Annotated in this window: 22 protein-coding genes and 4 tRNA genes; 18 read left to right on the top strand and 8 right to left on the bottom strand. The window is 40.5% G+C overall.

Translation table 11 applies throughout. The annotated features are described in order from the left end of the window. Window positions 1–19 precede the first annotated feature (19 nt). The 15 genes from rpe to F959_RS14395 all read left to right on the top strand — a co-directional run bounded on the left by rpe (window position 20) and on the right by F959_RS14395 (window position 10,535). Window positions 20–706, top strand: coding sequence for a ribulose-phosphate 3-epimerase (gene rpe / locus F959_RS14465; protein ID WP_004881404.1), 687 nt, complete (start codon window positions 20–22; stop codon window positions 704–706). Between the two features lie 366 nt (window positions 707–1,072). Continuing rightward, window positions 1,073–1,498, top strand: a complete 426-nt coding sequence (locus tag F959_RS14460) for a hypothetical protein (RefSeq protein WP_004881402.1) — start codon at window positions 1,073–1,075, stop codon at window positions 1,496–1,498. A gap of 89 nt (window positions 1,499–1,587) precedes the next feature. Further along, window positions 1,588–3,396: a copper resistance system multicopper oxidase gene (locus F959_RS14455; RefSeq protein ID WP_004881400.1), complete on the top strand. Its 1,809-nt coding sequence runs from the start codon at window positions 1,588–1,590 to the stop codon at window positions 3,394–3,396. Then, window positions 3,383–4,276, top strand: coding sequence for a copper resistance protein B (locus tag F959_RS14450; protein WP_004881397.1), 894 nt, complete (start codon window positions 3,383–3,385; stop codon window positions 4,274–4,276). Before F959_RS14455 ends, F959_RS14450 begins: the two co-directional genes overlap by 14 nt. Before the next feature lie 82 nt (window positions 4,277–4,358). After that, on the top strand, window positions 4,359–4,862 hold the full coding sequence (locus tag F959_RS14445; protein ID WP_004881396.1) for a hypothetical protein: 504 nt from the start codon (window positions 4,359–4,361) through the stop codon (window positions 4,860–4,862). Between the two features lie 4 nt (window positions 4,863–4,866). After that, a complete protein-coding gene (locus tag F959_RS14440) occupies window positions 4,867–5,412 on the top strand; it encodes a hypothetical protein (RefSeq protein ID WP_004881394.1) in 546 nt (181 codons plus the stop codon). A gap of 163 nt (window positions 5,413–5,575) precedes the next feature. Next, complete coding sequence (locus tag F959_RS14435; protein ID WP_004881392.1) at window positions 5,576–5,893, top strand: DMT family transporter; 318 nt, start codon at window positions 5,576–5,578, stop codon at window positions 5,891–5,893. A gap of 18 nt (window positions 5,894–5,911) precedes the next feature. After that, window positions 5,912–6,400, top strand: coding sequence for a methylated-DNA--[protein]-cysteine S-methyltransferase (locus F959_RS14430; protein WP_004881390.1), 489 nt, complete (start codon window positions 5,912–5,914; stop codon window positions 6,398–6,400). Between the two features lie 351 nt (window positions 6,401–6,751). Further along, entirely contained in the window at window positions 6,752–7,972 is a 1,221-nt protein-coding gene (gene argJ, locus F959_RS14425; protein WP_004881389.1) for a bifunctional glutamate N-acetyltransferase/amino-acid acetyltransferase ArgJ, read from the top strand. Window positions 7,973–8,114: 142 nt separating this feature from the next. Continuing rightward, window positions 8,115–9,179 (top strand): quinolinate synthase NadA, encoded by a 1,065-nt coding sequence (gene nadA, locus F959_RS14420; protein WP_004881386.1) that lies wholly within the window; start codon window positions 8,115–8,117, stop codon window positions 9,177–9,179. Window positions 9,180–9,321: 142 nt separating this feature from the next. Further along, window positions 9,322–9,398, top strand: a tRNA-Pro gene (locus F959_RS14415). A gap of 70 nt (window positions 9,399–9,468) precedes the next feature. Then, a tRNA-Arg gene (locus F959_RS14410) sits at window positions 9,469–9,545 on the top strand. Window positions 9,546–9,580: 35 nt separating this feature from the next. Further along, window positions 9,581–9,656 (top strand) — tRNA-His (locus tag F959_RS14405). Window positions 9,657–9,660: 4 nt separating this feature from the next. Next, window positions 9,661–9,737: transfer RNA gene (locus tag F959_RS14400), tRNA-Pro, on the top strand. A gap of 330 nt (window positions 9,738–10,067) precedes the next feature. Further along, the gene (locus F959_RS14395) at window positions 10,068–10,535 is read left to right on the top strand and encodes a DMT family transporter (RefSeq protein WP_004881384.1); all 468 of its coding nucleotides are present in this window, start codon (window positions 10,068–10,070) and stop codon (window positions 10,533–10,535) included. Between the two features lie 54 nt (window positions 10,536–10,589). On the opposite strand, the gene F959_RS14390 is transcribed toward F959_RS14395, so the two are convergent. Next, window positions 10,590–11,759, bottom strand: coding sequence for a helix-turn-helix transcriptional regulator (locus F959_RS14390; RefSeq protein WP_004881382.1), 1,170 nt, complete (start codon window positions 11,757–11,759; stop codon window positions 10,590–10,592). Window positions 11,760–12,144: 385 nt separating this feature from the next. On the opposite strand from F959_RS14390, the gene F959_RS14385 reads away from it, so the two are divergent. Next, on the top strand, window positions 12,145–13,749 hold the full coding sequence (locus F959_RS14385) for a GMC family oxidoreductase (RefSeq protein WP_004881380.1): 1,605 nt from the start codon (window positions 12,145–12,147) through the stop codon (window positions 13,747–13,749). Between the two features lie 33 nt (window positions 13,750–13,782). Here F959_RS14385 and ntrR read toward each other — a convergent pair whose 3' ends face one another. From ntrR to F959_RS14370, 3 genes are all read right to left on the bottom strand, one after another. Continuing rightward, window positions 13,783–14,538, bottom strand: coding sequence for an ADPR responsive transcriptional repressor NtrR (gene ntrR / locus F959_RS14380; RefSeq protein ID WP_004881378.1), 756 nt, complete (start codon window positions 14,536–14,538; stop codon window positions 13,783–13,785). Window positions 14,539–14,864: 326 nt separating this feature from the next. Next, window positions 14,865–16,352, bottom strand: a complete 1,488-nt coding sequence (locus F959_RS14375; RefSeq protein ID WP_004881377.1) for a nicotinate phosphoribosyltransferase — start codon at window positions 16,350–16,352, stop codon at window positions 14,865–14,867. A gap of 18 nt (window positions 16,353–16,370) precedes the next feature. Next, window positions 16,371–17,255 carry a phosphoribosyltransferase family protein gene (locus F959_RS14370; RefSeq protein WP_004881375.1) on the bottom strand — a complete coding sequence of 295 codons (885 nt, stop codon included), beginning with the start codon at window positions 17,253–17,255 and terminating at the stop codon, window positions 16,371–16,373. 355 nt (window positions 17,256–17,610) lie between these two features. Here F959_RS14370 and F959_RS14365 point away from each other — a divergent pair, with 355 nt between their 5' ends. Further along, a complete protein-coding gene (locus F959_RS14365; RefSeq protein WP_004881372.1) occupies window positions 17,611–18,780 on the top strand; it encodes a zinc-binding dehydrogenase in 1,170 nt (389 codons plus the stop codon). A 55-nt stretch (window positions 18,781–18,835) separates the two neighbouring features. Here F959_RS14365 and F959_RS14360 read toward each other — a convergent pair whose 3' ends face one another. From F959_RS14360 to betI, 4 genes are all read right to left on the bottom strand, one after another. Then, window positions 18,836–19,627, bottom strand: a complete 792-nt coding sequence (locus F959_RS14360) for a TorF family putative porin (RefSeq protein WP_004881371.1) — start codon at window positions 19,625–19,627, stop codon at window positions 18,836–18,838. Window positions 19,628–19,689: 62 nt separating this feature from the next. Further along, window positions 19,690–21,384: a choline dehydrogenase gene (betA, locus tag F959_RS14355; RefSeq protein WP_004881366.1), complete on the bottom strand. Its 1,695-nt coding sequence runs from the start codon at window positions 21,382–21,384 to the stop codon at window positions 19,690–19,692. A gap of 77 nt (window positions 21,385–21,461) precedes the next feature. After that, window positions 21,462–22,931, bottom strand: a complete 1,470-nt coding sequence (gene betB, locus F959_RS14350) for a betaine-aldehyde dehydrogenase (protein WP_004881365.1) — start codon at window positions 22,929–22,931, stop codon at window positions 21,462–21,464. After that, window positions 22,924–23,550, bottom strand: coding sequence for a transcriptional regulator BetI (gene betI / locus F959_RS14345; protein ID WP_004881363.1), 627 nt, complete (start codon window positions 23,548–23,550; stop codon window positions 22,924–22,926). Before betI ends, betB begins: the two co-directional genes overlap by 8 nt. A gap of 419 nt (window positions 23,551–23,969) precedes the next feature. On the opposite strand from betI, the gene F959_RS14340 reads away from it, so the two are divergent. Further along, window positions 23,970–26,030 (top strand): choline transporter, encoded by a 2,061-nt coding sequence (locus F959_RS14340; protein WP_004881361.1) that lies wholly within the window; start codon window positions 23,970–23,972, stop codon window positions 26,028–26,030. The last annotated feature ends 40 nt before the right edge of the window (window positions 26,031–26,070 follow it).

Here is a 26,070-nt window from a genome sequence, read left to right as displayed (position 1 = left end):
AAAGTTTGCCAGGTCTTCCATGTCCAAGCCTTATTTAATTGCTCCTTCTATTTTATCTGCTGATTTTGCTCGTTTAGGTGAAGATGTAGAAAAGGTTTTAGATGCAGGTGCAGACGTTGTACATTTTGATGTGATGGATAATCATTACGTACCGAATTTAACCTTTGGTGCAGGTATATGTAAGGCGCTTAAAAATTATGGTATCAAAGCACCGATTGATGTGCACTTAATGGTGTCGCCTGTTGACCGTATGATAGGTGATTTCTTGGAAGCTGGAGCTGACATTATTACTTTTCATCCAGAAGCAACAGATCATATTGATCGCTCGCTTCAGTTGATCAAGTCTGGTGGTGCAAAAGCGGGTTTAGTCTTTAACCCTGCGACACCATTACATTATCTTGACTATGTACTTGATAAAGTTGATCAAATTTTATTGATGAGTGTAAACCCTGGGTTTGGCGGTCAAAAATTTATTCCAATGACCTTAGAAAAGTTGCGTCAAGCACGTCAAATTATTGATGCAAGTGGTCGTGATATTCGTTTAGAAGTAGATGGTGGTGTCGGGCCAGCGAATATTAGGGAAATTGCTGAAGCTGGTGCAGATATGTTTGTTGCAGGATCTGCGATTTTTGGTCAACCTGATTATAAAACTGTAATTGACCAAATGCGTGCAGAGCTAGCCAAAGTTGGTGCAAAACAAATTTAGTCTCTTTATCCTATTTTCACACAAGACTGTGGATAACTTTGTTTATAACTGGGTGGATAACCGTGTTGATAAGCAGGTGGATAAGGTGTTGTTAAATTAAACAAAACGATTTCAGTTGTTTATATTGGCAGCACATTGATGAAAAAAGGACAGCAAAATGTCCTTTTTTTGTGCGCTAAATTATTTATTTTGCTCTTATTTTACTCATTTTTTATAAAAGTTAATTTTGAATATTTAAACAGCAGCTTTGAAATAAAATAGAGCAACAGAACCTACGAACAACATAATGTGGATTGTGCATAACTTGAAAAGAAATTATGCTATGAGCATTAAATTGATCTGTTTATTGTGAATAAGGGACACTTCGTGCAACTTCAACCAAAGTACAAACATGTATGGTTTGTATTCCTGATGATAATTTTCATCGGGGGAAGTAGTGCGGCTGTTGCAGCAGTTCATGCCATTCAAGCTGATGAGCAAATGGAGATCATGCCACAGCAGATGCCTTGCCATGATCAAGCAAAGACAGATCAACATCAGCACATGCAAATGTCTCATGTAGATGCTCAAATGATGGTGAAATGTCATGGTGACAACATCTCAGATGATCAGCATTGTCAAGATTGTAATCAGCCATCGTATTGTCAAAATGTTAATTTAGCACTAGATCAACAGGTGCCGACTTTATCTTTGAATTCCATTTTTGAGTTAAATCATCGTACAAATACGGATTACCAAGCTCGTCATCTTGCTGGATATTGGCAAGAAATTTTACGCCCTCCTAAAGCCTAATCTGCATTTGAGTTACCTCTCTTAGATAAGAGGGGCTAGGGGAGATTGTTCTCTCCTAAAAGTCAATTCATACAGATTGGGAAAATAAAATGTCTGCAAAAATTTATGCTGGTGTAATAGCTAGCTTCAGCTTATTGTTTGCGCCTGCCAGTTGGGCAGCGATTAAAGAATATCATTTGAATATTGATCAGGGCATGGTCAATATCACAGGGAAATCTGTCAAACGCATGACGGTGAATGGCAAATTCATTGCTCCATTACTTGAGTTTGAAGAGGGTGATGAGGCGGTTATTCATGTTCATAATCAATTAAAAGATCAAGATACCTCATTGCACTGGCATGGTCTGCTTTTACCTGGATTGATGGATGGTGTGCCTGGTTTTAATGGTTTCAAAGGCATTCAACCAAATGGTAGCTTTGAATATCGTTTTAAAGTCCGTCAAAACGGAACCTATTGGTATCACGCACACAGTAAAGGTCAAGAACAAGATGGTTTATATGGCGCTTTAGTCATTTATCCGAAAGGTAAGCAGCCTGTCGCTCAGCATGAAAAAGCAGATCGTGACTATGTAGTGATGCTGTCCGACTTTCATGAAACTAATAGTGATCAAATTATGGCGAATTTGAAAAAATCTGCCGAATACTATCAAAATCAACGTGAAACGGTGGGTGATGTTTGGCAACAAGTCAAACAAAAAGGTTTGAAAGCAACTTGGCAAGATCGTTCGATGTGGAATCAGATGCGGATGCTCAAAACCGATTTATCGGATGTCACGGGTTATACCTTTCTAGTTAATGGAAAAACTCCGCAGCAAAACTGGACAGGTGCATTTAGTGCAGGTGAAAAAGTTCGTTTACGTTTTATTAATGCATCTGCAATGTCATTTTTTGATGTACGTATTCCGAATTTGAAAATGACGGTGGTCAGTGCAGATGGTCAACCTGTACAGCCTGTTGCTGTAGATGAGTTTCGTATAGGTGCGGCTGAAACATACGATGTAATCGTTGAGCCAAAGCAAGTACATTATCAAATTGAAGCAGAGTCGATTGATCGTAGTGGTTTTGCAATTGCATCACTACAGCGTGATACAGTCGCCCCACCAGCTCAGATTGAGATGCCAAAAGCGCGTCCACGTGCATTATTGACCATGCAAGATATGGGCATGGATCATGGTACACATGCACAGATGGATATGAAAGATATGGATCACACTGCTCATAAACCAATGAGTACTGATCATTTAGACCATACTGCAATGAAGATGTCAGACATGGATCACTCTTCTCATGATTCTATGGGGATGGGCAAAATGAATGACATGCATCAGCAACAGATGACCTCTCAGCATGAAAATGTGAAGGCTGAATCTGTTCAAGGTTGGGCAAATGCATCCACGCCAATAGGTCATAAAGCATTGCAATATGCTGATCTAAAATCATTAACACCGCAGCCTGATACACGTCCAGCAGAAAGAGAGTTGGTTATTCGTCTTGGTGGAACGATGGAACGCTATATGTGGACCATGAATGGTAAAAAGTTTAGTGATGCTGAGCCATTACAAGTGAAGTTTGGAGAGCGTATTCGACTGAAATTTATCAATGACAGCATGATGGCGCATCCGATGCATCTGCATGGCATGTTTATGCAGTTAGAAAATGGTCAAGCTGCGATTGATATGCCAAATAAACATACTGTTGTCGTTCCACCGGGACAAACGGTGACTGCATTGTTAACCGCTGATGAGTTGGGGGAATGGGCAATCCATTGTCATTTGTTGTATCACATGTCAGCAGGCATGATGAATAAACTGATTGTGGCGAATGTGGATGATTCAAAAACAGTGAATCAACCCAATGAAACAGCACCATCAGAAGGAGCACGCCATGCACATCACTAAGCAATCTCCCGAGGTGAATAAAATGCTAAAGTTGTTATTGATTGGCAGTGTTGTGTCTACATCAAGCGCAATCACCTTTGCTTATGAATCACATCAAATGACGGAAATGGATCATTCAGCTCATCAGATGACATCAATGAATAAAGCATCAGCAATAGATCATTCACAACATCAAACAATAAAGGCAGCTCCAACGGATGCCGTACATCATGCACATGATCACCGCCGTGAGCATGGTGGTCAGATTTATCAAGCCACGACTTTAGAAAATGCTTGGACTTTAGATGAGCATGGACGAGGTAGAGCGAGTACAGAGCTTAAAACATGGATTGGCTCAGATGAAAATAAGATTTTCATTAAGGCACATGTAGAAAAAGCTGAATCTGAAAAAGCAGATACAGAAACGATGGCATTATACAGCCGTAATATTGCAGACTTCTGGGATGTACAAGCAGGTGTGCGTTATCAATATATGCCTGAGCAAAGTTTAGATAAAAATCAGTGGAGCGCAGTATTTGGCTTACATGGTCTAGCGCCTTATTTCTTTGAGACAGAAGCTTATTTGTATGCTGGCCAAGATCAACGTTGGCAATTAAGTTTGGATACCACTCGAGATTTTTTATTTACGCAAAAGTTGATTGCTCAGCCATATTTGCAAGCTGATCTTGTGCTGAGTGATAAATCAAAATACGCACAGAAAACAGGTCTATCAAAGTTTCAGGCTGGCGTGCAAACACGCTATGAAATCAATAAAAAGATCATGCCATTTATTGATATTGCTTATGCATACCATAAAGGTGCTAATAAAACGCTTTGGCAGGAAGGTTCTGACAGTGAAAAAGGTTGGCTATACGGCGCAGGCTTTACGCTAAAGTTCTGATACTTTGTCTAAAATGTCACGTTTCTGAGATACTGTTAGTTTATACTAGCAGTATCTTTTTTGAGTCATTCATGGTGCATAAATGGCTTTAGAACAACAAGACAATCAAATAACAGAAAAATCAATCCAAACGGCTAAGCCAAGAGAAAAGTCTCAAGTCGTAACTTCTTCCCAGTTAGAGCTGATACCAACTGATGGCAGTATGAATGTCAGTTTTTATTACATTCCACATATGAGCAGTATGGTGGAAGTACAAAGAGTCAGGAAGGCATTGTTACCATTTTCTGAGCTGTTGATTGAACATAGTATCGATTTAGATGCCCGTCATTTGGTGTTATATCATCAGCAAGAGATAGAAAATGTGACTACAGCATTGGAATATTTGAGTTTAGGTGCTGAGTTGCAGCAAACGATGCCTCATTATGAACCTGTGGAAGTGTTTATCCAAAAGTCGGATTCATTTGATTCTATGCCACAACATGAGGGTTCTCAGTATCATTTGCTTCATGTTTTTCAGAAGTTTTTTTACGCTATTTTTACGTGGTTTAGGCTCAGGATAGAAGCCTTGCAAAAGAAAAAGGATTAATGGAATGCCGAGATGGATGTATGGTGTGTTGGGTTTGGCTCTCGCTTGGTTAATTTGGACAAAACTGATAAAACCAACGCCAGATATCAGTCAACTTACGACCCATCAAGATGTTCAAGTTGTTAATTTACAAAGTTATGAAGGTTCATTTAGAGTGCTTTCGAGAGAAGATTATAACTTTGGGCGAGAAGCTGAGTATTCGCCGATGGATATCGCTGTTGGATGGGATGATATGGCGAATCCCCAAGTGTATAAAGAAATTGATATTTCACAGAGCAACCGTTGGTATTATTGGCGTGTGGATCATGAACCTCCGATTCCATTACGGGAAATTGCAACGCATAGTGCCAATATGCATTTAGTACCCGCCGATGCTTCTATTGCTAAACAAATGAAGAAATTAAAGAAAGATGATCTCGTGTATCTCAAAGGTTCTTTAATTGAAATTCAGGCTAAAGATGGTTGGCGTTGGAAAAGTTCTTTATCAAGAGAAGATACGGGAAATGGTGCATGTGAATTAATGCGTGTAGATAGCATTGTTTGGCAATAATACAATTGATCAATATATTTTATTTTCAGTGGGTTAGATTGTTTGGATACATAACAATTCACATATTTAAAAAGATTTGAATTACACTTTGAAGCCGAAGGGGACGACCCCTTTGATTGGTTTGATGTTGGGACGACCCAACCATTTAATGTGTGAGTAAAAAATGGCTTGGGCGATTTTAATTTTAGCAGGTGTGTTTGAAGTCATTTGGGCATATTCGATGAAGCTATCCGAAGGTTTCACTCGTTTAACACCAAGTATTATCACGATCATTTTCATGATATTAAGTGTGGTCCTTTTGTCGATTTCCATGCGGACTTTACCGCTTGGAACAGCGTATACCATTTGGACAGGGATTGGTGCAATTGGATCGTTTATTGTGGGAATTGTGGTATTGAATGAGCCGATGACGGCAATGCGAATGATCGCAGCAGTTTTGATCGTATCGGGTTTAATGCTGATGAAATTGTCATCAAATTAATGTTCTAAGGAGAGTGTGATGCAACTGGTATATATGTACATGGATTCTCCTGTGGGTGCATTAAAACTGGTTGCACATGATCAAGCCTTGGTTGCTGTGATGTGGGACAATGAAGATCATAAGCGTGTTCGGCTTGCTGAGTTGGTTGAGAATGTTCAGCATCCAATATTGTTAAAGGTAAAACAACAACTTGAAGAATATTTTTTAGGACAGCGTCAGCAATTTGATTTGCCATTGGATTTTCAAGGCACAGCATTTCAGCAACAGGTTTGGCAGGCACTATTGACGATTCCTTTTGGGGAAACGCGTAGTTATAAAGAGATTGCCGTTCAGTTGGGGAATCAAAAAGCAGTGCGTGCGGTGGGTGCTGCGAATGGTAAAAATCCGATTTCGATTATTGCGCCGTGTCATCGGGTGATTGGTTCGAGTGGGGCGTTGGTGGGTTTTGCGGGTGGTCTAGATAAGAAGCAGATTTTACTGAGTTTAGAGAAAAGCCAAATTCCATAATCTGTATTGTTAATACTCGATTTTCATTTCTTTTTGGAATAAGCTACCAAAGCAGATATGAATCAACATATTTTATGGCTTGAACTGTAAATAAATTACTGACGAGGCGGTATCTTGTCGAGTGTAATTCAATTATAGGAATAACCTTCGGTTCGAGTTACTTTGGTTTCGCCCAAAGTAACCAAAGGCATTGTCATCTACAAAACCTGTTCACTTATGGCATTTGTTTTTATCTATCACAGAAATGAGATATTACAGATACTACGCAGGTTGTAGATGACCTTTCCGAGTCTCATATGTAGGGTGTGGATTCATTTTCTTTTTCATAACAAATTGAATGGAAGTTTAAAAATGGCTGTTGGTGACGTAACTATGCCACTTATGCATGTGGTGCAGGGTGTAAAAATTGGCTCAACTGAGGCGTATGTGCGTTATCCAAATCGACGAGATTTAGTTATTTTTGAATTTGCTGAAGGTTCAAATGTAGCAGGGGTATTTACCCAAAGCGCATTTGCTGCTGCGCCTGTTTTACTTAGTAAGAAACATTTAACTGAGAACACGCCACGTTACTTGATCATTAATACAGGCAATGCCAATGCGGCGACTGGTGCTATAGGCTATCAAAATGCAGAAGCAACTTGTGCGAAGTTAGCTGAGTTAACTGGTGTTCAAGCCAATCAGATTTTACCTTTTTCAACAGGTGTCATTGGTGAGCAACTCCCAATTGATCGTTTAGTACAAGGGATTCAACCTGCGTTAAATGATTTAAATGCTGATCGTTGGGCGGACGCTGCATCAGGCATCATGACCACAGATACCACACCAAAAGGTGCATCTGAACAGTTTGAACTGGATGGTGTGACTTATACCATGACTGGTATTAGTAAAGGGGCTGGCATGATTCGTCCGAATATGGCGACCATGTTGAGTTTTGTGGCAACAGACGCACCAATTGCGAAAGAAATGGTTGAGCAGCTATTAAAAACAACCGTTGAGCATTCATTTAACCGCATTACCATTGATGGTGATACATCGACAAATGACTCGTGTATCTTCATTGCGACAGGTCTCGCTGGCGGGGCTGAAATTCAGCATCAAGATGACGCACGTTATCAAAAAGTGCTAGAAGTACTTGCACGTATTATGGATCGCTTAGCACAGTTGATCGTACGTGATGGTGAGGGGGCAACTAAATTCATTACCGTACAGGTTGACGGTGGTGCAAATACGCAAGAATGTTGTGATGTGGCTTATAGTGTTGCAGAGTCTCCACTCATCAAAACGGCATTATTTGCGTCAGATCCAAACTGGGGCCGTATTGTCATGGCGATTGGAAAGGCCGGTGTGCCGAATTTAGATAGCAGTAAAGTACAGGTTTGGTTGGGCGATGTGCAAATTTGCTTAGATGGTGGTGCAAATCCAGACTATACCGAAGAAGCTGGTGCCGCTGTTATGGCGGAAAAAGAAATTAGCATTCGTATCGATCTAGGTCGCGGTTCAGCAACGGATACGGTCTATACCTGTGACTTTTCTTACGACTACGTCAAAATTAATGCCGATTATCGCTCGTAAATTTGCGTTATAATAAAAGCCTCCACAGTGGGGCTTTTTTTATATTGCCTATTTGTGGACGATGTGATTGACCTAGAATGATCACCATACCCACGTTATAAGTTTGCAGTGATGCAAGCACGCAGGATAGAGAAGACGTTTTATGAATGATGCGAATTTAATTGCGAACGAAGCCAAAAATATTGTGCAAGCGCATTTAGATCGTTTGGGCGAGCCTAAGGACAATAGCCTTAGCCCAGAAGTGAAACAAGAGAAGTTTGCCCAGATCGCAGCAGAGCTCAAAAAACGAGATGCTGTACTTGTGGCGCACTATTACTGTGATCCTGATGTGCAAGAGCTTGCAGAGCTTACGGGTGGTTGTGTTTCTGACTCATTAGAGATGGCACGTTTTGGTCGTGATCATGCTGCTTCAACCCTTGTGGTTGCTGGAGTAAAGTTTATGGGCGAAACTGCAAAAATTTTATCTCCTGAGAAAACAGTATTAATGCCGACATTAGAGGCAACCTGTTCTTTGGATTTAGGTTGTCCAGTCGATGAGTTCACAGCATTTTGTGATCAACATCCGGACCATACTGTTGTAGTTTATGCAAATACCTCTGCTGCTGTAAAAGCTCGTGCAGATTGGGTGGTTACATCTAGCTGTGCTGTAGAAATCATCGAGCATTTAGATAGCTTAGGTGAGAAAATTATTTGGGCACCAGATCAGCATTTAGGTCGTTATATTCAAAAGAAAACTGGCGCTGACATGTTGCTGTGGGATGGTGCTTGTATCGTGCATGAAGAATTCCGTGCCCGTGGTATCGCACAAATGAAGGCACTTTATCCAGATGCAGCTGTTTTGGTACATCCAGAGTCACCTGAATCTGTGGTTGATATTGCTGATGCGGTGGGAAGCACATCGCAGCTGATTAAAGCAGCACAGACCTTGCCGCATAAACAAATGATTGTGGCAACTGATCGTGGTATTTTCTACAAAATGCAGCAAGCAGCGCCGGATAAAGAATTATTTGAAGCTCCAACTGCAGGTGAGGGGGCAACCTGTCGTTCATGTGCACATTGTCCGTGGATGGCAATGAACGAACTCGATGGTATTTTGCATGTATTACAACATAGTGATCAAGAAATACACGTTGATCCTGCTTTAGCTGAGCGAGCTAAATTACCATTAGATCGAATGTTGAACTTTAGTGCTTCATTAAAGCGTTAAAAAACGCCAAGGTGTTTGTTAAATATACATTTGATAAGGATTTATTACATTTTTGAAAAATAGGTGTTGACGTTCTAGGGCGTCGCGCCTAGAATGCACACCGTACCGCACGATGTGCGATACAATAAAAGCTGAGAAAAATCGGAGCATAGCACAGCCTGGTAGTGCACCTGGTTTGGGACCAGGGGGTCGTAGGTTCGAATCCTACTGCTCCGACCATTTAAAATAATGTTGCAAAACATTGTTTTAAGATCGGCGAAGTATCGCTTGATATTAATATCATCGTTATGCGCCTGTAGCTCAGTTGGATAGAGCATCCGCCTTCTAAGCGGATGGTCACAGGTTCGAATCCTGTCAGGCGCGCCATTTGGTCGCTTGGTACATAGAACTAAATGTTGATGGTGGATGTAGCTCAGTTGGTAGAGCCCCGGATTGTGATTCCGGTTGTCGCGGGTTCGAATCCCGTCATTCACCCCACAAACGGAGCATAGCACAGCCTGGTAGTGCACCTGGTTTGGGACCAGGGGGTCGTAGGTTCGAATCCTACTGCTCCGACCATCATCTTAAAGATGAGATAAATTACCGCTAAGTTAGCGGTTTTTTTATGTCTAAATTTTAATATTCTCATAGCTATATTCATTTAAAAAGTTCTATTCATACTCTTTATTTTATCTAATTTTATATTAAGGTTTACTAAGTTAAATATCTGAATGATTTAATAAAAAATTATGATTAAATCTTAATTTTAGCCACTAAATATATTTCTATCAAAAATATAAGAAAAATAGGTCATTTGCATTTCAGCGGTTTTAAGTGATAAGTATAGGAGTACAAAACTTTAATAAAGATTCAAACAGTTGATTTAAACAATAAAAAGAGAGGTCGCGAATGCATAATATCAGTTATGTATTGATTAGTATTTTAGGTGGTTTAATCGTTCCTCTACAATTGGCAATGGTGAGTGCCTTTCGTAATGCCAGCGGTGCTTCACAAATACAATCAACACTTGTGCTTTATGTGGGTGGAGCGGTGGCTTCATTGATCATTGCATTAATGATTGATGGAGGTATTAAGCCGCCTTTATATCAGCAAGCCTCTTGGTGGATGTGGTTGCCTGGTCTTTTAGGTTCACTTTATATTTTATGTATGTTCCTTGCTGCTCCTAAAATTGGTGCAACCAATACCTTACTCTGGGTGTTTCTAGGTCAGATGCTGTTTGCCACACTTGTCGACAGTACAGGCTTTCTTGGGATGCAAGTAAAAAAAGTAGATGGTTTAAAACTATTGGGACTTATGTTTATTGTGATTGGCGGTTTAATCATGATTTATAACGAATATAGAAATATGAATGTTTAAGCACATTTTTGTTAAATTTTCTCCGTAATGAGAAGGTATTTATCTGCAATAAAACTAGATAGCTTTCGGGAAGTTAAGAAGAATCTTCACCAGTTCAGATTGTTTGTGTGTTGATGTTTTTCTATAAATTGACTGTATTTGCTTTTTGACAGTATCTGCACGCACTTTATTTTTCTGTGCAATTTCTTTAGTTGAAAAACCGTCTAAGAGGCTTAGTGCGACTTTACACTCGGCAGGTGTAAATTTGAACACAGAGCTTAATAATTGAATATCTACAGAGATTGAATGTTCAGGATGAAATAAAGTGAGCATCACTAGAGGACGAATGCCAAAAGCTTTTAACTCTTGTTCAGTCGCAAGTAGGCTGGCAAAGATATACAGTGTTTCACCACTTTCTGACTGTATTTTTATCCCGCCGTCTTGAAGTAATTCATTATCAAATGTTTGTTGCCTAAAAAGTGCTTCGATTTCGCGGAGATTATCTTTTAATTGCTGTTGATAAGGTTGATCTAAGTAGATTTGATTATTCTGCAGTTGAATGAGATTGGTTTTTTCTAAGAGTGTTGAAACCGCAGTATTGTAATGAACCACACCTCCAGATAAGTTAAGCAATACGATCGGCTGATGCAGCTTATTTATCAATGAATAACCCACAATACTATCGGTAGAAAATTTATATAGTTGGCGTTGAGTTTTGAGAACGCGCTCCAAATGAGGAAGCAAGCGATTTAAGAAGTCAATTTTTTCATTTTGCAGGGGCTGTTGTTTTTCTGATGTATGAATAATGAAAGCAATACAAAGCTGCTCATCTAATACCAATGCTTTCACGGCAACATTGCGTAGATCAAAAGGCAGTAAAACTTGCTGATATAACTTGGACTGTTCAACAAAGGCATGATCAATATGGTGATGACATTGATACCATTTATGCTGATCTTCTAAGCTAAGTTGTAAGAAATATTCCCAGCGAGGATCTGAATCAACTGGATAATGTAAATAAGCAAGATCAGATGCTACACGGTCTACATCATTTAATCGACCACCACCTGCACTAAAGGAAATCGCTTGATTACAGACATCTAGTGCTTGAACTTGAATATAAGTCGCATCCAAAATCTGAGTTAAACGTTGTCCAAAATGAACCCAGTTGTCAGGTGTATCTAGAATTTTATAAATTAAATCAATTAATTCATCGTAGTACTGATTTAGAGTTGATTGAGACATCTTTCTTGCTGAATCTATACATGACTTAAATGTAACTGATATGTATCAAATTAACAATATTTAACAAAAGTGGATTTTTCACTAAAAATAATTGAATGGATCTTAATGCAATTAGAATAATTTATATTTTGCTGAGATGACCAAAACGATTTTCTATAATTTGAAGAATCGTATTTAGATTTAATAAATGAATCCATATAAAAGTTTTGGATATTTTTGTAGATTGATGAATTATGGCAAAGGGGATGCTGCATTTAGCTATTGAGATTTTGAGTTGCAAAAGCTAATTTTAATTATTTACATCTGTTAGACAGGCGATCGTTTGTTTATAAGATATCTTAGGCATAATGCTTTAACTTTTATAAAGAAAATAACAGGGAAAGAAATGACACAAACAGCATTTGATTTTGTAGTGATTGGTGGCGGCTCAGCTGGTTGTGTACTGGCTGGGCGATTGTCTGAAAACCCAAATGTTTCAGTCTGCCTTTTGGAAGCTGGTGGTGATGGAAATAGTTGGCTGGTAAATACACCTGCCGCTGCCGTCATTAGTATTCCAACAAAAATTAATAATTGGGCTTTAGAAACAATTCCGCAAAAAGGACTAAATGGACGTAAAGGATATCAACCACGAGGTAAATGTTTAGGGGGAAGTTCAGCCATTAATGCGATGGTCTATGTCCGTGGTCATCGTGATGATTATGATCATTGGGCAGCTTTAGGCAATACAGGGTGGTCCTATGATGAAGTACTGCCTTATTTTAAAAAATCTGAACATAATGAAAGAATTAAAAATGAATATCATGGACAACATGGCCCGTTAAATGTCAGTGAGCTACGTTCAGATAATCCATACCAAAAAACCTTTATCGAGGCTGCTAAGCAGGTGGGTTATCCACTGAATGATGACTTTAATGGTGCTGAGCAAGAAGGCTTAGGTGTTTATCAAGTTACTCAAAAGAATGGTGAGCGCTGGAGTACGGCACGAGGCTACTTAGTTCCACATCTAGGTAAGCGCCCAAATTTACATGTCGTGACTCAAGCAAGTGTTTCGAAAATCGTCATTGAAAATGATCGGGCTGTCGGTGTTGAATATAAACACAAAGGTCAACATTTAACGATTCAGGTAAATAAAGAGGTCTTATTATCTGCTGGTGCTTTTCAGTCACCGCAAATATTAATGCTTTCAGGTGTTGGTCCACGTCAAGAATTAGAAAAACATGGGATTCCAGTCGTTAAAGATTTAGCGGGTGTTGGTGAAAACTTGCATGACCATCCTGATTTTATTTTCGCGTATAAAACTAAGCAAATGGATGGAACCTTTGGGGTTTCGGTTGGAGGTAGCATCGATTTAGTGAAGCAAATAGGGCGTTATCGTAAAGAACGTCGTGGATTGATCACGACCAATTATGCAGAATGCGGTGGTTTCTTAAAAAGCCGCCCTGAGCTGGATAAGCCAAATTTACAATTACACTTTGTGATTGCGGTGGTGGATAACCATGCGCGAACCATGCATACAGGGCATGGGATTTCATGCCATGTGTGTTTGTTGAATCCGCGTGCGCGGGGTTCAGTCAAACTCAGTGGTAAAAATGTCGATGATCCATTGTTAATTGACTTTAAATTCCTTGAGAATGAGCAAGATTTTCAAGATATGGTTGATGGTTATAAAGTTACGCAAAAGTTGATGCAAGCACCTGCTTTAAGTGAAAAAATTAAAGAAGATATGTTTACTGCGAATGTGCAATCTGATGATGAAATTCGTGAGATTTTACGTCAACGTGTCGATACGGTTTATCACCCTGTAGGAAGTTGTAAGATGGGGGTAGATGAAATGGCCGTAGTTGATCCTGAACTAAAAGTTTATGGTATTGAAGGTCTCCGTGTGGTTGATGCGTCGATTATGCCAACCGTCGTAAATGGCAATACCAATGCGCCAACGGTGATGATTGCTGAAAAAGCGGTAGACTTAATTCGTCAAACTTGGAAGTAAACTATAATTTACTGAAGCTAAGGTAGAAATATCTTAGCTTTTTTCATTTTCAGTGCTGTTACGAGGCGTTTCCAGCATACGCGGAAAAGTGAAGTTATAATTTTCCAGCGCATAGCGAAACAATTGAGCAGGGCGCTTGCCGACAATTTTTTGCTGTCCTGTTTCTTCAACTGCACCTGCTTCCTGCATACGCCGTCTAAATGATTTTTTTTCTAATGTATGACCTAAAATAATTTCATAAATGGTTTGTAATTCGGTTAGGGTAAATAACTCAGGCATAAGGCTGACTGGGAGTGCGGTATAGCGGGTTTTATTGCACAAGCGGTCAAATGCTAATTTTAGTAATTTCTGATGATCAAAGGCTAAATCAAGTTGCAAGGCTTCTTCTATAGAAATCCATTTACTTATTTCAGTAGTTGAAGTCTTTTGAATTTCAAATTTACTAAAATCAATCAGTGCAAAATAAAGTGATGTAATCGACCAACCGCGTGGATCACGATGTTGATTGCCAATGGTTTCGACTTGTTCTAGGTAAGGGGAGTGAATCCCTGTTTTTTCAAACAGTTTGCGGTGCGCCGTTGCCATTAAATCTGGATCGTTTTTTAAATCGACAAAGCCACCCGGTAGTGCCCATTTGCCTTTTTCGGGGAAGTTGGAGCGCTGAATCATTAAGACTTGTAATTGACCTTTTGCCACAGAAAAAATTGCCATATCGACCGTAAACAGTGGGGTGTCATAATCTGTTTTTTGATAGTGGGCAAGGTATTCCTGTTCGGAAGTATAGGTCATTTGGCGTTATCTCATGGATGAGTGAATCAAGTATAAATGTTTTATAGACTTGAATGCGCTGTTTATAAATGAAAAGCAGTTTAGCTTGTTTCGGCATAGTGACATCCGTTATCGAGAAATCAAAACTTTTGTTTATTGGCAATTGCATACTTTTGGGGATAACGCCTAAGCAAAAACTTTTCATTGTTACGGTTAGTTGATAGTGTATCCTGAGCTCAGTTCAAAATAGCATTCTGAACTTCGTGCAAGATCGTTAAATCTGCGGCATCCATGCCGCCGATCATGATAAATGTAGAGGAACTGCAAATTAGAGGTCTTGATATTGCTTAGATCAACCTCTCCCGAATTTGATCGAGCGAGCATTCTCTTAACAATTTACCATTTTCAAATACCGTTTGCAGTGCACCCATATTTTCCTGTTCAAAGCTTTGTTGATCAAATAGTTCAAAGCCATTCTCAGTCTGTTCAACCCTTAATAAACCTTTGGCTGATTTTTTAACACCTGAGTCGGTCACAGGGTCTTTAAACAGTTCGCGACCGATGCCGTTGACCTGACCCCAAGTGGCTTTTACGGCAAAACCAAAGGTGTCACGAGTTAAATAGTTGTAGGTATAGCTACCGATACCAAAGACTAGATTATTCGAAGCAAAGCCTTTGGCTTCTAAACCTTTTAGGATATTTTGTGCACGTTCTAGAGTAATCGAGTCACCATAGATTAAACCAACATGCTCGTTGAGTACTTTATAGCCTTGAGTTGTTTCTGTGCCGCCAAAAATTTCCCATAAACATTGCACTGCACCTTTATAAGCGGGGCTATCTAGCTCTGCATCAGGATCACCACAGATAATTTTCACAGGATCACCAGAGTCAGGGCGAAACACCACTTTGGCGAGTCCGAGGGCATTCGGTTGGCGTTTTAAAATCTCTGTTTTTAATTCCACACTAAACTCGGTAATCACACGCCAGAAATCCCAAGTATCTGAAACGATACTGACTACCCCAGCAGGATAAAGCTCACAGATCAGACGTCTAAAGGTCTCGATTTCACTTTCTTCACTGCCCATACACATCACACTGTGTTCTGTTGCAGGTACTGAAACGCCCACGACACCAGTTGCATTGTAATATTCTTCTGCATAATCAATGGAAGCGACTGAATCGGTACCGATAAAACTGGTTAAGTGACCCACACCCGATTGGGCAGCATCATAGATCCCACTCATCCCTCGGCTACTAAAATCATGGCCTTGAACCGCAACAAAATCTAAAGGTGCACCTGTTTTTTCTGCATATTGTGTCAACAAGCGTTTGTATTCATAGGCAATGCTGGCGGTGGTGCAGCTTTTCCATAGCTCGGCACTGAGCACGGTTTCAATATAGTTGGTTAACCAAAAGAAATTCGGATCGGTATTGATAATGGTCAATACGGGCACTTTGATATTGACTCGGCTACCTTCTGGTAAGGCTTTAATCTTTAATGGTAAATAACCAAGATCGTGCAACGCTTCGATGTGTTCAACGGGAACAGCACCTTCACCTAGAGAATTGTCCATACGGCGTTTATAGGCTGCAACTACTTTAGCTTTAGGCTGATTAAAGAAGCCTTCATTCCAAGTTTCAATTAGAAAGTGTTTAATAAAGCCTTGCAGACCAAAGAACACAATCTTGTCATCAAAGTCAGGCAGCATTTTGGCTAAACGTGATGAACGCGGAGTAAAGTTGGCATAGACGTATTCAGTTCCCATTGGATACTGGCGACGGTGGTCGGCTTTATAGAAATCAATTGCATTGAGTGGGTTAATTTTAATACTCATTTTTATTGGCCTCTTTCTTTAATCTTGATTTTGAAAATTGATGATATTGAGTTTGCTTGCTTCTGCTTGTGGCAGACTATTGCTAGTAAAAATTTGATCGACTAAGCCATCAAATACCGCGAGACCTTTGCTAAAAATGCCATGCGTGACATACAAAATAATGTTTTGACAGTTTAGGCTGCGTAGTTGTTTGGCAATACCAATAAAGGTTGCACCGCCATCACAAATATCATCAGTGATCACAGCGGTTTTTCCTGTTAAATCAGGGCTATTTACCGCTGTTGTACTAATTTTTCCAGTGTTTGGATCGCGTTTCTTTTCACAGTGAATCACGTCAATGGCCTGTTGGCGTTGCGGATTAATGCCGTTTGCAATCGCTTGAGTGCGTTGTGTTGCGCCTGCATCAGGACAGATCAACACGGTATTGTCAGCGCTTAAGATCTGCATCAATGCTGGGCTTTGCTGGATAATTTCAATCGGTTCAATATTGATTACTTGTTGGAAGCTGGTATTTCTGCGTAACAGCTCAATCGTTACTGGGCTATGACAATCCCACACCACAATTTTCTGACGTTGCCCTGCAAATTTTTCGCTATTGCTATTCAATAACTTGGTCATTAAATCCAGTGAGAAGGCTTGACCCTGTGCACAGACACGGTCTTGACGTGCATAGGGAAAATAAGGGATTTCCACTGAAAGGTGAGTGCTTTGTTGCAGTAACACATTTTCCAGTAATAGATAATCCATCACATCTGTACTGTTATGCAGTGAAGCTTTGATTTGAGTGTTAGCCTGTAATTGATTTAGTAATTCAGGCTGTAGTTGAATATGACGTTCACCACCTGAAAACTGCAAAAACTCGATGGGAACATTCGCTTGAGCTGTCATAAGTTGGATCGTCATTTTTAATTTCTCTTTTATAGTGGCTTAAAGCCAGTAAATGTATAGTGGCATAGTAACACTATTAAATGCAAGGTTTAAATTTGATTGTTTTAATAAAAATAGAGAAGTTATTTAGAAAACTAGATTTATCTACTTGAAGTTAATAGAAAAATAATTTTTAAGTACTTTTAATTATCCAAGCTACCCTAAAATTAATTATTTGCTGACTTAATTGCTGCGATATATAGATATTTAGGTCATAGTTTTTGACAATTATCCTTGTCAGGATTGAGTGATGTATTGTTTGCTTGCCTTTGTAATAGGTCAAAGTGCTACAGTTGAACAATGGGAATAAAACAAAAAAGGAAAGCATCCTATGAAATCTCTAGTTTGTCATAATGCACAGCTACAACTTGAAGATTCACTTGAACTCATTCCGACGAAAGGACAGGTATTACTCGAGGTAGTACGTTGTGGTATCTGTGGTTCAGATTTACACATGCAACATCACTGTGATCATATGCATGATTTGGCAGCACGTGTGGGTTTCGATGGGGTTGCGAAATCCTCGGATAAATTGGTTTTCGGGCATGAGTTCTGCGGTAAAGTCTTGGATTATGGTCCAAAAACACGCCGTAAATTAAAAGCAGATACTTTAGTTTGTGCGATGCCACTCTTAAATGTTGATTCACAAGGTTATATGCCTACAGGACTTTCAGCGAGTGCATCAGGCGGATATGCAGAACAAGTCTTGGTTCAATCGAGTTTGATGTTTGAAGTTCCAAATGGTTTAGATGCCGATAGTGCAGCGTTGACTGAGCCAATGGCTGTTGCTTTGCATGCGGTACGTCGTAGTCGAATCAAGAAAAATGAGCCTGCAATCGTCATTGGCTGTGGCCCTGTTGGTTTGGGTGTGATTATTATGCTCAAAGCAGCGGGCGTTAAAACTGTCGTTGCTAGCGATTTTTCACCGAATCGACGTCGTTTGGCTGAGCAGTGTGGCGCAGATATCTTGATTGACCCTAAACAACAATCTCCATTTAGCAGTTGGAAAGAGCTTGGCTTATTGGGTAACGTCTCTGAAGCCATTAATATGGGGATGGGAATTTTTGATAAAGTTCAGACCTACTCATTACCTTGGGTCAATGCGATGCGCGTGGGGGATAAACTTGGTCTATTACCGAAACGCCCTGTAATTTTTGAATGTGTTGGCGTGGCTGGCATCATGCAGCAAATTTTAGAAGGTGCGCCATTGTTCTCTCGTATTGTAGGTGTTGGTGTTTGTATGCAAAGCGATAAAATCGAACCTGCATTGGCAATCAACAAAGAGTTGGAAATCCAATATGTACTGGGTTACACACCGCTTGAGTTCCGTGACACGCTACATATGATTGCGGAAGGTAAGATTGATTGCTCGCCACTGATTACAGGTGTGGTTGGTTTAGAAGGGGTCGAGAATGCTTTTGATGCTTTACGTGATCCTGAACAACACGCAAAAATTTTGATTGATCCTAAAAAATCAGGCTCAGATATTCAGTTAATTTAATTTTAAGTTTGAATCATAAAAAAGCTGCGATAACGCAGCTTTTTTATTACCAAGATTAAAAGCTCTTGGTGAGAGAGAAGGTCACAGTTGAATCAATAGGATCAGATACTTTTGCGTTTGGATTACCATTGCTGTATTGCTTGTAGTAATTATCTTTATCCCATGCTTTGCTGTACATCAAACTTGCTGCAAGATTGTAAGGTAACTCTTTATTCACAGAGAAACTTGCATCCTGAAAGTTTGCATCAGAGAAGTTTTTAATTCTTTGATTGCCGTAGTGGGCATCGACAGACCAGCCTTGCGTAATCGGTTGATGCCAATTCACATCTAAATAACCTGAACCACGAGAATGCTTATTGTTACCTACACCTAGGGTATCGGAGTTATTGCCGAAATAGTCTTGGGTATAAGTCACTGCATATCGAACGGTTAGTGGTCCATAAGTAACTTCTGGGATAATTTCACCATAGTTAAAGCTTGTATGACCTGTCTCAGCGGTCGTTTCAGCACCCGGATAATAATAGTAAGCAACTTTGGTGCCTACAGTTAAATCACCAAAGCTACGGCTATAACCTGTATAAACATCCCATTCGACAGACGCATCACGGATAAAATGGTCACTTACAGTGGATGCCCATGTTCCCGCATAAAAACCGCTATCATGGTTATAGTCTAGGCCACCTTGGATCGCTGGTTTGCCCCAAGTTTGTTGGAAGCCGCGCGAAACATATTGGCTGGCAACAGTAACATTGGCGCTGAAAGGAGATGCCGTTTCAGCTGCGAGGTCTGTTGCATTTGCTGTGTTGAAACATAACCCTAAAGGTAGAGCGAGTAAAAGTTTTTTCATTTCCTTCCCCTTAAGTTTTCCGCACTCCGCATCATGTGAAGTGCTGATCAAAATAATTTGTTTTAATAAAATGGACGTACTGGCGGTTGTCGAACAGGTGCTGTTCCAGCTTTGTAATAACCTGCTTGTGAACGTGGTAATTTTTGCCCACGAATTTGATCCGCAATTTTTTCTGCCATCATAATCGTGGTGGCATTTAAGTTACCTGTGATAATGATCGGCATGATTGACGCATCGATCACTCGTAGGCCTTGCACGCCATGCACACGACCTTGTCCATCGACGACAGCCATATCGTCTTCACCCATTTTGCAGCTACAAGATGGGTGGTATGCAGTTTCAGCATGTTCACGTACAAATGAATCCAGTTCAGCATCAGTTTTTAACTGCATGCTTGGGCTAATTTCCTCGCCACGATAAGGATCGAGCGCAGGTTGATGCATGATTTCACGTGTGATACGAATGCCATCGCGGAATTCGCGCCAGTCTTGTTCCGTTGACATGTAATTGAACAAGATGCTTGGATGCTCAAATGGATCTTTGGACTTGAGTTTGATCCGACCACGAGAAGGTGAGCGCATTGAACCAACATGGGCTTGGAAGCCATGTTCATTCACAGCATTACTACCGTTGTAGTTAATCGCAACAGGCAAGAAGTGATATTGAATATTTGGCCATTCAAACTCATCAGATGAACGAATGAATCCACCTGCTTCAAATTGATTGCTTGCGCCAATCCCTTTGCCGAGGAATAACCACTCCGCGCCAATTGCAGGTTGGTTATACCATTTCAAAGCAGGGTAGAGTGAGACGGGCTTTTTACATTTGTACTGAAGATACATTTCCAAATGATCTTGCAGATTTTCACCTACACCGGGTAAGTCTTGTACCACCTCAATATCCATTGATTTGAGGAAGGTGCTTTGTCCAACACCTGAGCGTTGTAAAATTTGTGGTGATGCGATTGCACCTGCACAGAGTAAGACTTCACGCTTTGCATGCGCTTGTTTCATATTGGCCTGATCTGAACCAATAATATATTCAACGCCAACAGCTTGCTTATTGCTAAACAAGATTTTATTGGTCATAGCATGTGTGACGATGGTGAGGTTTGGACGACCTTTTGCCATATCCAAATAACCACGAGCAGTACTTGAACGACGCCCTTGCGGTGTCACTGTGCGATCCATTGGACCGAAACCTTCTTGCTGATAACCGTTTAAATCATCTGTGCGTGGATAGCCTGCTTGTACGCCTGCTTCGACCATTGCATTAAATAGTACATTATTGCCTTGTTTGGGTGTTGCGACTGAAACAGGGCCTTCACCGCCGTGATAATCGTTCGCGCCTATGTCGCGTGTTTCTGCTTTTCTGTAATAAGGTAAACAGTCTGCATAAGCCCAATCTTCAAGCCCTTTATGGGTTGACCATTGGTCTAAATCCATCGCATTCCCACGGATATAGCACATGCCATTGATCAGTGATGAACCACCTAAACCTTTACCACGACCGCATTCCATACGGCGATTATTCATATGTGGTTCAGGGTCAGTCAAATATGCCCAATTGTAGCGACGACCTTGTAATGGAAAAGCCAATGCAGCGGGCATTTGCGTACGGAAATCAAGGCGATAATCTGGGCCGCCAGCTTCTAATAATAAAACCGAAACATCTGAATCTTCAGTTAAACGTGCAGCGAGGACATTACCCGCAGAACCTGCACCAATAATAATATAATCGTATTCTTGCTTATTCATAATCTGCCTTTATTTGTTGCAAGATCAACTGAATGTTTGAGATTCAGTTGATCAAGATAAGATAAAGCGCAATGCTTTTAGAAAATGCTTTGGTAATCACCAAGCTCAACTTGAACGGATTTGATGCGTGTGTAATGAGACAGTGTAGAAATACCATTTTCACGGCCTACACCTGATTGTTTATAACCACCTACTGGCATCTCAGCAGGGGATTCGCCCCATGTATTGATCCAACAAATACCAGCTTCGATTTGATGAATAATACGATGTGCTTTGTTGATGTCTGGTGTCACCACACCAGCAGCTAAACCAAAAGTCGTGTTATTGGCACGACGAATCACTTCATCTTCAGTTTGATAACTTAGGATACTCATGACAGGGCCAAAGATTTCGTCCTGTACAATGCGCATATCGTCAGTACAATCTGTAAATACCGTTGGTAACACATATGCACCCTCGGCCAATTCACCCGATGCTCTATCACCACCGATCAGTAGTTTTGCACCTTGTTGTTTGCCTGCATTGATGTAGGAAAGAACCTTTTCCATATGAGGGAAACTGGTCAGTGGGCCGAAATTGGTATCTGCGCTCATTGGGTCGCCGATACGGATACGTTGCACACGTTCCAAAATCGCAGCTTCAAATGCAGCTTTTAACGTTGCTGGAACAAAGACGCGTGTGCCATTGGTACAGACTTGACCTGAACTAAAGAAGTTTGCCATCACAGCAATATCAGCGGCTTTGTTGATATCCGCATCTTCACAAATGATCAAGGGCGATTTACCACCAAGTTCCATGGTCACTTCTTTCAGGCTTGAAGCGGCAGCACTTGCCATCACTTTTTTGCCTGTTTCAACGCCACCGGTAAAGGAGATTTTTTCAATCACAGGATGTTCTGTGAGCCATTGACCGATGTCACGACCAACGCCTTGCACGACGTTAAACACACCATTTGGTACGCCTGCTTCGGTATAAATTTCTGCAAGTTTGTATGCAGTTAAAGGCGTGATTTCACTTGGTTTGAAAATCATGGCATTGCCTGCTGCAAGCGCAGGAGCTGATTTCCATAAAGCGATTTGGATTGGATAGTTCCAAGCGCCGATACCTGCTACGACACCTAAAGGTTCACGGCGGGTGTAGAAAAAGCTTGTTTCACGCAGCGGAACTTGCTCACCTTGAATCGCTGTCGCCAAACCTGCGTAATATTCAAGAACATCTGCACCTGTCACGATATCAACAGTAGAGGTTTCGCTATAAGCCTTACCTGTATCTAAAGTTTCAAGTTCAGCAAGCTCATCATTACGTTCACGTAAAATATCAACTGCGCGGCGTAAAATGCGTGAGCGTTCCATGGCAGTCATTGCTGCCCAGACTTTTTGACCGTCTTGAGCGCTTTGAACTGCTTTTTCAATGTCTTGTTGAGAGGCTTGTTGAATTGTGGCAATGACTTTGCCATTGGCAGGGTTGATGCTGTCAAAGCTCACACCACTGGTGGCATTGACGTATTGACCGTGGATATACAATGGATGAATCTGCACATCATTCATTTTGTCTCTCCTGTAATTTTGGTTTTGCAAGTTCAAGTTGCGTATCTAAATAATCATATGCAATGCTTCGCGCAGCCTGACGATCAAATCCGTCATCTTCAATTAGACCACCACGTAACCATAATCCATCAATCAGTGCAGCAAGACCGCTTGCCGCAATATTTGCTCTGTCTTCTGACATCAATTGCAGGAATTGGTGCTTCAGATTTGAATACAAACGTCGATCATTAATCCGTTGTAAACGAGCAAGTTCTGGAATATGCATACTGGCAGACCAAAAATCTAACCAAACGCGCATTGCGATTTTGTTGACCTGACTAATGTCAAAGTTTGAGTCAATAATTGCCTTAATCTGGTTTTCTGGCTGTGAATCTATTGTGGCAGCCTTGTATTGCAGAGAAATTAGATGCAAGCGCTTCAGCATTTCTCTCATACAGTTGTTGATCAAGCCCTGTTTGTCTCCAAAATAGTGACTTACGATACCTGTCGAAACTTGGGCTTTTTTGGCAATTTGAGCGATGGTGGTTTGCGATAAACCGACCTCATAAATCACTTCAAATGCAGCGTTTACGATTTCTTCACGCCGCTCATGCTCTGGTTTAACTCTGCGTTTAGTCATGTGTATATGCCATAAATGCCTATAAAAATTAAGGCGTTATATAAAACACTGGATGCACAAAAATTATAACACAATATAATGATACTTTTTATTGATTGAACGTTCAATCAATAAAAAGTATCATATTTGCAACAGGGTCGTTTTACACAACTCTTAAAGGTATCATCGGAGATACCTGTTAAGGTGTCAGAATTGTAGGTTTAATTGATTGAATTTTGTGTTCGGATCAATGGTCTGATCATCAAAGGGAAATCATTTTTTACAATACTGTTGATTACAAAAATACAGCTTCACTCGCGATAGGTTATTCACCAAATGACTGTTCGCTGCTGTGCCTTCTCGTTGTTTTCGTCAATAAATCGTGGTTGAGTTATTGAGAAAAACAACATTTTTATAATTTAATTTTACTTGAGGATTGTATGGTAACAGATAATCCAAGAGCAGTTGATGATTCATCTATTCAAACAAAAGATCAGTTAAATCGTGTGGTCTTTTATGTTTCAGCGCTCATTATTTTAATATTTTCACTCACTACGATTTTATTCAATGACTTCGCCAATCACATGTTGAATGTGGTGCTCGCTTGGGTCAGTGATAAGTTTAGTTGGTACTATTTATTAGCCGCTACGCTTTACTTAATCTTTGTCGTCTTTATCGCTTGCTCTCGTTATGGCGATATCAAATTAGGTCCAAAACATTCCAAACCTGAATTTAGTTTACTAAGTTGGTCGGCGATGCTATTTGCCGCAGGGATTGGTACAGATTTAATGTTCTTCTCGGTGGCTGAACCACTGTCGCATTATATGAATCCACCTGTGGGTGAGGGGCAAACCTATGAAGCTGCTCGTCAAGGGATGGTTTGGACATTATTTCACTATGGCTTAACGGGTTGGGGGATGTATGCCTTAGTCGGAATGGCTTTAGGTTATTTCAGCTATCGTTACAATCTGCCGTTGACGATTCGCTCAGCTCTTTACCCAATCTTTGGTAAAAAGATTGATGGTCCGATTGGTCATACCGTAGATACGGCCGCAGTGATTGGTACGATTTTTGGTATTGCCACAACTTGCGGTATTGCCGTCGTACAAATTAACTATGGTTTGCATGTTCTATTCAATACGCCTGAAAGTTTATGGGTGCAGTCAGGTCTGATCTTGGTTGCGGTCATTGTGACGATTATCTCGGTAACGGCAGGGGTCAACAAAGGGATTAAAGTCTTATCGGAAATCAACATTTATGCCGCTATTGGTTTGATGTTGTTTATTTTATTACTCGGTAATACTGAATTTTTACTCAATGCCCTAGTTCAGAACTTTGGTGACTATATCAGTCGATTCCCAAGTTTGGCTTTAGAAAGTTTTGCTTTTCAGCAACCGAAAGAGTGGATGAGTAGTTGGACACTATTCTTCTGGGCTTGGTGGGTAGCATGGTCTCCATTTGTGGGGCTATTCTTGGCACGGATTTCTAAAGGTCGTACCATTCGTGAGTTTGTGTGTGGGACATTGATTATCCCATTATTATTCACGATTACATGGTTATCTATTTTCGGTAATAGTGCGTTATATAACGTTATTTTTGACGGCAATACCGCATTGGCACAAACCGTATTGACTGATCCTGCACATGGTTTCTATGATTTACTTGCACAGTATCCATGGTTCCCATTTGTTGCTGGTGTCGCGACAATTACAGGCTTACTGTTTTATGTAACATCAGCCGATTCTGGCGCACTGGTATTGGGTAATTTCACCACTAAATTCTCCAATGTTGATAACGATGCGCCACGTTGGTTACGCGTATTCTGGGCAGTTGCGATTGGTTTATTAACCCTTGCGATGTTGATGGCAAATGGTATTACTGCTTTACAAAGTGCCACCGTGATTATGGGCTTACCATTTAGCTTTGTGATGCTGTTGGTAATGGCTGGTTTGTACAAGTCATTACGCCTTGAGGATTATCGTAAAGCCAGTCGAAGCCTGAACGCCGCACCTGTTGTGGGGAACGTCGATATCCTAAATTGGAAGCAACGTTTGTCACGAGTGATGCATCATCCAGGAAGCAGTGAAACGAAACGGATGTTGGATAACGTCTGTGCGCCAGCTGTGAAGACTGTTGCGGATGAATTGATTAAGCGTGGAATGAATGTCGAAGTTACACAAGGTGAGCTTGAAGATAGCGATATGCTCTATCATCTTGATTTAACAATCAATATCGAAGAAGAACATAACTTTGTCTATCAAATTTGGCCTGTCCGTTATATTGCGCCTACATTTAGTGAGCGTGGTAAACGTGGTAAGCAACATTATTATCGTTTGGAAACCTTCTTATACGAAGGCTCTCAAGATAACGATTTAGTTGGTTACACCAAAGAACAAGTGATTAATGACATTTTAGATAAGTATGAACGTCATATGACTTTCTTACATATCAACCGCATTAGTCCAGGAAATCGTCCGTTATATCCTGATTCTCAGGATTAACAAATAAAAAAACCTCACGTCAATGTGAGGTTTTTTTATC

Origin of the sequence: Acinetobacter venetianus RAG-1 = CIP 110063 (assembly GCF_000368585.1) — a bacterium.
In the GTDB taxonomy this organism is placed as follows: Bacteria; Pseudomonadota; Gammaproteobacteria; order Pseudomonadales; family Moraxellaceae; genus Acinetobacter; species Acinetobacter venetianus.
Note: the sequence above shows the minus strand (reverse complement) of the source record. Positions and strands in the feature narration are given on the sequence as shown.

Bases quoted from the DNA above. Each gene is read 5' to 3' on its own strand.
- rpe (WP_004881404.1), top strand. From the start codon at position 20: ATGTCCAAGCCTTATTTAATTGCTCCTTCTATTTTATCTGCTGATTTT.
- F959_RS14455 (WP_004881400.1), top strand. From the start codon at position 1,588: ATGTCTGCAAAAATTTATGCTGGTGTAATAGCTAGCTTCAGCTTATTG.
- F959_RS14450 (WP_004881397.1), top strand. From the start codon at position 3,383: ATGCACATCACTAAGCAATCTCCCGAGGTGAATAAAATGCTAAAGTTG.
- F959_RS14445 (WP_004881396.1), top strand. From the start codon at position 4,359: ATGGCTTTAGAACAACAAGACAATCAAATAACAGAAAAATCAATCCAA.
- F959_RS14440 (WP_004881394.1), top strand. From the start codon at position 4,867: ATGCCGAGATGGATGTATGGTGTGTTGGGTTTGGCTCTCGCTTGGTTA.
- F959_RS14435 (WP_004881392.1), top strand. From the start codon at position 5,576: ATGGCTTGGGCGATTTTAATTTTAGCAGGTGTGTTTGAAGTCATTTGG.
- F959_RS14430 (WP_004881390.1), top strand. From the start codon at position 5,912: ATGCAACTGGTATATATGTACATGGATTCTCCTGTGGGTGCATTAAAA.
- argJ (WP_004881389.1), top strand. From the start codon at position 6,752: ATGGCTGTTGGTGACGTAACTATGCCACTTATGCATGTGGTGCAGGGT.
- nadA (WP_004881386.1), top strand. From the start codon at position 8,115: ATGAATGATGCGAATTTAATTGCGAACGAAGCCAAAAATATTGTGCAA.
- F959_RS14395 (WP_004881384.1), top strand. From the start codon at position 10,068: ATGCATAATATCAGTTATGTATTGATTAGTATTTTAGGTGGTTTAATC.
- F959_RS14390 (WP_004881382.1), bottom strand. From the start codon at position 11,759: ATGTCTCAATCAACTCTAAATCAGTACTACGATGAATTAATTGATTTA.
- F959_RS14385 (WP_004881380.1), top strand. From the start codon at position 12,145: ATGACACAAACAGCATTTGATTTTGTAGTGATTGGTGGCGGCTCAGCT.
- ntrR (WP_004881378.1), bottom strand. From the start codon at position 14,538: ATGACCTATACTTCCGAACAGGAATACCTTGCCCACTATCAAAAAACA.
- F959_RS14375 (WP_004881377.1), bottom strand. From the start codon at position 16,352: ATGAGTATTAAAATTAACCCACTCAATGCAATTGATTTCTATAAAGCC.
- F959_RS14370 (WP_004881375.1), bottom strand. From the start codon at position 17,255: ATGACGATCCAACTTATGACAGCTCAAGCGAATGTTCCCATCGAGTTT.
- F959_RS14365 (WP_004881372.1), top strand. From the start codon at position 17,611: ATGAAATCTCTAGTTTGTCATAATGCACAGCTACAACTTGAAGATTCA.
- F959_RS14360 (WP_004881371.1), bottom strand. From the start codon at position 19,627: ATGAAAAAACTTTTACTCGCTCTACCTTTAGGGTTATGTTTCAACACA.
- betA (WP_004881366.1), bottom strand. From the start codon at position 21,384: ATGAATAAGCAAGAATACGATTATATTATTATTGGTGCAGGTTCTGCG.
- betB (WP_004881365.1), bottom strand. From the start codon at position 22,931: ATGAATGATGTGCAGATTCATCCATTGTATATCCACGGTCAATACGTC.
- betI (WP_004881363.1), bottom strand. From the start codon at position 23,550: ATGACTAAACGCAGAGTTAAACCAGAGCATGAGCGGCGTGAAGAAATC.
- F959_RS14340 (WP_004881361.1), top strand. From the start codon at position 23,970: ATGGTAACAGATAATCCAAGAGCAGTTGATGATTCATCTATTCAAACA.